This window comes from Stenotrophomonas sp. 05L44_2 (assembly GCF_056665995.1).
Genome location: NZ_JBFTNR010000184.1, coordinates 1 through 5,984 on the forward strand (window position 1 = coordinate 1; position 5,984 = coordinate 5,984).

Annotated in this window: 4 protein-coding genes; 1 reads left to right on the forward strand and 3 read right to left on the reverse strand. The window is 67.6% G+C overall.

The features are described from left to right. From AC1VAN_RS08435 to mdoH, 3 genes are all read right to left on the reverse strand, one after another. Positions 1-589: histidine kinase (locus AC1VAN_RS08435; protein ID WP_480985621.1), on the reverse strand; the 589-nt coding region annotated here is incomplete at its 3' end. Between the two features lie 30 nt (positions 590-619). Next, on the reverse strand, positions 620-1,279 hold the full coding sequence (locus AC1VAN_RS08440; RefSeq protein WP_032976711.1) for an alpha/beta hydrolase: 660 nt from the start codon (positions 1,277-1,279) through the stop codon (positions 620-622). A 50-nt stretch (positions 1,280-1,329) separates the two neighbouring features. Then, positions 1,330-3,255: a glucans biosynthesis glucosyltransferase MdoH gene (gene mdoH, locus AC1VAN_RS08445; RefSeq protein ID WP_051585049.1), complete on the reverse strand. Its 1,926-nt coding sequence runs from the start codon at positions 3,253-3,255 to the stop codon at positions 1,330-1,332. Positions 3,256-3,749: 494 nt separating this feature from the next. Between mdoH and AC1VAN_RS08450 the strand changes: the two genes are divergently transcribed. Then, positions 3,750-5,786 (forward strand): TonB-dependent receptor domain-containing protein, encoded by a 2,037-nt coding sequence (locus AC1VAN_RS08450; protein ID WP_480985620.1) that lies wholly within the window; start codon positions 3,750-3,752, stop codon positions 5,784-5,786. The last annotated feature ends 198 nt before the right edge of the window (positions 5,787-5,984 follow it).

The window sequence follows — 5,984 nt, forward strand, 5'->3', positions numbered from 1 at the left end:
CGCCGGCACCCAGTGCGGCGCCGAACAGATCGGACAGGTCGAGCACGGCACGCTCGGCCACCGCTGGGTCGCGATGCAGCAGGCTGGCGATCAGGTTCATGCTGTTGAACAGGAAGTGCGGGCGGATGCGCGCCTGCAGGGCGTCGGCCTGCGCGCGGGCATTGGCCTGTACCTGCGCCGCCCAGCGGTCGCTGACATAGAAGTAGCGCAGCGCCAACGCGGTGATCAGCGCCGTGGTGGCCGCGCTGCCCAGGGTGAAGCGCCAGAAGCCGATGCCGCGCGCGAAGTTGTCGCCCAGCACGCCATACAGGGCATGGATGATGCCCGCGCACAGGATGGCGATCAGCGCAGCCAGGCCAACGGCGGCGACGGCGCCCAGCAGTTCCGGCAGCTTCGACAGGGCCTGCCGCAGCAGGCACAGGCTGGCGGTGACCGCCAGCGCCAGCCACAGCGCGAAACCGCTGGCCGAGGCCAGTTCCCCCATCGTCCAGTGGCGGCTGCCATCGGGCGCCAGCGCCAGCACCACCACCACCAGTTCGGCCAGGCCGAGCATCGCTGCCAACCGCGGCAAACGGCACAGTTCCGGCATCCACGGGGTGGCAGCGCTCGCGGCCATGGGTCAGGCGACGCCCAGGCGTGCCTGCAGCCAGTCGCCCAGCGCGTCGATTTCCTCGGCGCAGACCTGGTGGGCCATCGGGTAGCTATGCCACTGCACGTTCAGCCCAAGCGTGCGCAACGTCTCGGCGCTGTGCGCGGCCACCGCCTGCGGGATCACCGGATCGCTGCTGCCGTGGGCCATGAACACCGGCACATCCACCGCACCATCAACGCGCGACGCGCTTTCGGCCTCCGGCAGGTAGGTCGACAGTGCGATCAGTCCGGCCAAGGGGGCAGTGCGTGCCAGCGCGGCGCTGAGGATCACCGCCCCGCCCTGCGAGAAGCCAGCCAAGAAGATGTGATCAGCGGCGACACCGCGTTCGATCTCACGGGCGATCAGCGCATCCAGCTGCACCACCGACTCCTGCACGCCGGCCATGTCGGCGCGCGAGCGGAAGTCCATGCCGACGATGTCGTACCAGCCACGCATCGGCACGCCGTTGTTGATCGTGATCGGCCGCACCGGTGCGTGCGGGAACACGAAGCGCAGCGCCGGCCAGTGCGGACGCACCAGTTCGGGCACGATCGGCGCGAAATCATGGCCGTCGGCACCGAGGCCGTGCAGCCAGATCACCGACCACTGCGGCGAGGCGCCGGTTTCCTGTTCCACCGTTTGCAGCATGTTGCGGCTCCTGTACGTTCGAGCCGCATTATGCCGCTGGCACGGTGCGATCAGTACAGCGGCGGTTGCTCGGCCGCTTCCCGGCGCAGCTGTGCGGCGCGCACCAGCACCGGCGGCGGGATGTTCTCTTCGGGAATGTCGAGCAGGCCCAGGCGATGCAGGAAGGCGCCCGGCCCGCGCAGCGAGGTCAGTGCCACCACCGGCACCGCCAGCACCATGCCGATCACCACCGGCGCCATCCAGGCCGCCAGCGACGGCGACACCGCCCACGCCAGCACGCCCATGAAGGCGCCAAACACGCCCAGGCCGCCGTAGCCGCGCACCAGCGAAATCCACGAGATGCCACCGTCATCGCGCTGCTGTGCATCCCAGCCCGAGTCACGCCCGGACAGCACTTCGGCCACCCCGCGCGACTGCACGTACATCACCACCGGCGCCATCAGCGCGGCCAGCACGGTTTCCACCAGCATCGACAGGAACGCCCGGATCGCGCCACCACAGCCACGGCGTTCAACCGGATCGAGCAGCATCGCAAAGTAACCCAGCACCTTGGGCATCAGCAGCACCGCCATGGTGGCGGCGAACAGGCGCACCACCTGTTCTTCATCCTGCGCACGCCAGTACACGCTGGGCGACAGGTGCAGCAGGGCGTTGAAATCGATGCCTTCCTGGAACAGCGGGATGGCGATGCCGATCAGCATCAGCATCGCCCACATCGGTGCGGTGAAGTAATGGCCGATGCCGATCAGCATGTGCACGCGGCTGATCCAGTGCAGGCCACGGCTGCCCACCACCTTGCCGTGCTGCAGGTTGCCCTGGCACCAGCGGCGGTCGCGCACCAGCAGGTCGGTCAGCGTTGGCGGGCCTTCCTCGTAGCTGCCGCCCAGGTAGGGCACCATGTGCGCGGCCCAGCCACCACGGCGCATCAGCGCCGCTTCCACGAAATCATGGCTGAGCACGTGGCCGCCGAACGGCTTGCGCCCCGGCAGCTCCGGCAGGCCAGCGTGGTCGGCGAAGGCACGGGTGCGGATGATCGCGTTGTGCCCCCAGTAATTGCTTTCGGCACCGTGCCACCAGGCCACGCCACGGGCGATCACCGGCCCGTACACTCGCCCACCGAACTGCTGCATGCGCGAGAACAGGGTGCGGCCGCCGATCACCGACGGCAGGGTCTGGATCAGGCCGACGTCGGCGTTGTGCTCCATGCCGGCGACCAGGCGCACGATGCTGTCACCGGTCATCAGGCTGTCGGCATCCAGGATCAGCATCTGCGGGTAGGCACCGCCGAAACGGCGTACCCAGTCGGCGATGTTGCCGGCCTTGCGCGCGCTGTTGTCGCCACGGCGGCGATAGAACAGTCGCGCACGCCCATCGGGCACCAGCTCGCGCAGTTCGGCGAACACCTGTTCTTCGGCCCGCGCGATGTCCTCGCGACGGGTATCGCTGAGCACGAAGAAATCAAACCGCTGCAACTGGCCGGTGGCCGCCACCGATTCGTAGATCGCGCGCAGGCCGGCCAGCAGCCGGCGCGGGTCTTCGTTGTAGGTGGGCATCAGCAGCGCGGTGCGGCTGTGCACGGTGGGCAGCGGCTTGTCCGGATCGATGCCCAGGCGGTAGCCCCGGTCGAACACGGCCGTCAGGAAGCCGGCCACCGCACTGGCAAAGGACAGCGCGATCCAGGCGAACAGGCCGACGAACAGCACCAGCAGGCAGGCCTCCAGCACGCTGATGCCGTTGCCGGACAGCACCCGCCACATCATCCGGGTGGCCACGGCGGTCATCGCCACGGTGCCGCCGAGGATGTACAGGCGACGCAGGCCGATCATGCGTGGCGAGGTGCGATGGCGCCGGACCTTCAGCGAGCCTTGCCGGAGCGTCTGTTCGGGCATCAGCAGCGGTGCTTCGGCCGGCAGCAGGGCCCAGCCCGCGTCGGGACCGGCCGTGACCGGTTCCGTGTCGATGGTTTCACTCCCCATGGCCGCCTACTCCCTGCAGGCCGCAGGACCAGCCGTCCCGGCCAGGCTGCATGCACCAAGGTTCCTGGCCCGCATTCCCGGCGTCCGCACTTGTCCTGTCTGCCACGGCGTCATGCCGCGCAGTCGCTGTCTGTCACTACCAGAACCCACACGATCTCCAACGGGGCGGAATCGAAAAATGCGGCCCAGTCTATGGCCCCGAATGTAAGCCGGGTGCGAAGGTCTACGCCGGGAAATCTCCCCATTCAGCAGTCAGCAGGCGAACCGTCGCGCGCGRCCGGGGAATGTCGATTCATCCCGGGAAGTACTGGATCGTAACAAACGAGAACGGTTATCATTCCGTTAACCAGGCAGGTCACCGCGCTCCGCGCACCGGACCCACCCAGCTGCGCCGGACCTTCCGCGCGCTCGACGACCCAGGGAAGGGGTGGCTGCCTGCTGTCTGCGTGCGCCTGCCGCTTCCACCGGGTCTCTCCTCTCCCTTGGAAGCCGTCATGTCCCCTCTCCGTTCCGCGCGCCTGTCGCGCACCCGCCTGGCCAGCGCCCTGGCCGCCGCCTGCCTGCTGGCCCTGCCTGCCCTCGCCGCCGCTGAAGCCAGCGCCGATGCCTCGACCAAGGACCTGGATACCGTGGTGGTCACCGCCTCGGGCAACCAGCAGTGGATCAAGGATGCCCCGGCCAGCATCAGCGTGATCAGCCGCGAAGACATCGAACGCCAGCCGGTGCACGACCTGGCCACCCTGCTCAGCCGTATTCCGGGCGTGACCGGTGGGCTCAGCGCCGCCGGTGAGCAGTCCAAGATCAAGCTGCGCGGCATGCCGTCCAACTACACGCTGGTACTGGTGGACGGCAAGCGCATGGGCAGCTCGGCCTCGACCAACTATCGCCCCGACCTGGGCCGCCAGGACCTGAACTGGATTTCCCCCGACCAGATCGAGCGCATCGARGTGGTGCGCGGYCCGATGTCCWCSCTGTATGGSTCGGATGCGATGGGCGGGGTGATCAACATCATCACCAAGCGCATCGGTGACAGCTGGAACGGCAGCGCGACCCACAGCTACACCCGGCCGCAGGATGGCGACCGTGGCGACACCCAGCAGATCGGCGCGACCTTCTCCGGACCGCTGGGCGAGCGCTTCGGCCTGCGCATCGGTGCCAACAGCATGCGCCGCGACTCGGACCGCTCCAACGGCGGCGTGTATGGCAACGCCTACGCCGGCGAGAAGGACCGCAATGTCGACGCGCTGCTGCAGTGGAAGCTGAGCGAGGCACAGGAAGTGTCACTGGAAGCTGGCCACGGTGTGCAGCAGGCCTTCATCGCCCAGGCGCTGGAAAAGCAGGACGAAGGCGCCTGGGGTGCCAGTGAGCTCAAGCGCAGTTCGCTGGCGCTGAACCACGACGGCAAGTGGGATTTCGGTACTTCCAAGCTCAGCGCGTACTGGACCGAGTACAAGAACGACATCGGCGCCACCGGTCGCTCCGAGGCAACCGATACGATCATCGAAGGCAGCCTGAGCACGCCCTTCACCCTGGGCGTGGACCACCAGTTCGCGGTGGGCGGCCAGTGGAAGCGCCAGGAGTTGACCAACACCGACACCATCGGCCAGGCGCCGGTGGACTATGCCGGCAACCCGGTGGTCGGCTCCAGCCTGGAAGTGGACACCTGGGCGCTGTTCGTCGAAGACGAGCTGAAGCTGCACCGTACCCTGGCACTGACCCTGGGCGCGCGCCTGGACCACCATGAACAGTTCGGCAGCCATGTCAGTCCGCGTGCCTACCTGGTCTGGCACCCGAGCGAGCAGTGGACGATCCGTGGCGGCGTGTCCAAGGGCTTCCGCGCGCCGAGCCTGACCGAGAATTCGCCCAGCGCGGCGACCCAGTCCGGTGGCCGCGGCTGCACCTCGCTGATCCCGCTGGGCTATACCCGCGGCGGTTGCTACATGGCCGGCAACCCGGACCTGGACCCGGAAACCAGCACCAACCGCGAGATCGGCATCAGCTTCGACAACGCCCTGGTCGACGCCGGCCTGACCTACTTCCATACCGACTTCAGGAACAAGATCGAGTATGAAGCGCTGGGCTTCTTCAACGGCTACTGGTGGACGCGCATGAGCAACGTGCAGCGCGCGCGCACCAGCGGCATGGAAGGCAACCTCAACTTCCGCTTCGGCGATCACTGGCGCTGGCGCACGTCGGCGACCTGGATGAAGGAAGCCAAGAACCTGACCACTGGCCGCAACCTGATCGACACCCCGGAGTTCTCAGGCTATTCGTCGCTGGACTGGACCCCGAACACCACGTTCTTCAGCAGCCTGTCGGCGCAGTACACCGGCAAGCAGACCGGCGTGGTCAATACCTTCCTGAAGGCCTATACGCTGTATGACCTGACCGCTGCATGGAACGTCAATGAGGTGCTGACCCTGCGTGGCGGCGTCAGCAACCTGGCCGACAAGAAGCTGTACGCCGACGGCTCTACCGACTACTTCGTCGCCGGCCGCAGCTACTTCCTCAGCATGACCGCGCGCTTCTGATGCGCACTGCGATCGCGCTGGCAGCAGGCCAGCGCGATCGCCGCTGGTTTCCCAGGCTCAGTCGTTTTCCAGCACGGCCGGCGCAGCGTCGCGGCTGGCAGCGATGCGTGCACGGTCCATCGCCACCGCCAGTTGCTGGCGGGCGAGCAGTTGTTGTGCCTGCACCACTTCGGGTGTCGGCAGGAGCACCGGTCCGGG

Bases quoted from the DNA above. Each gene is read 5' to 3' on its own strand.
- mdoH (WP_051585049.1), bottom strand. From the start codon at position 3,255: ATGGGGAGTGAAACCATCGACACGGAACCGGTCACGGCCGGTCCCGAC.
- AC1VAN_RS08440 (WP_032976711.1), bottom strand. From the start codon at position 1,279: ATGCTGCAAACGGTGGAACAGGAAACCGGCGCCTCGCCGCAGTGGTCG.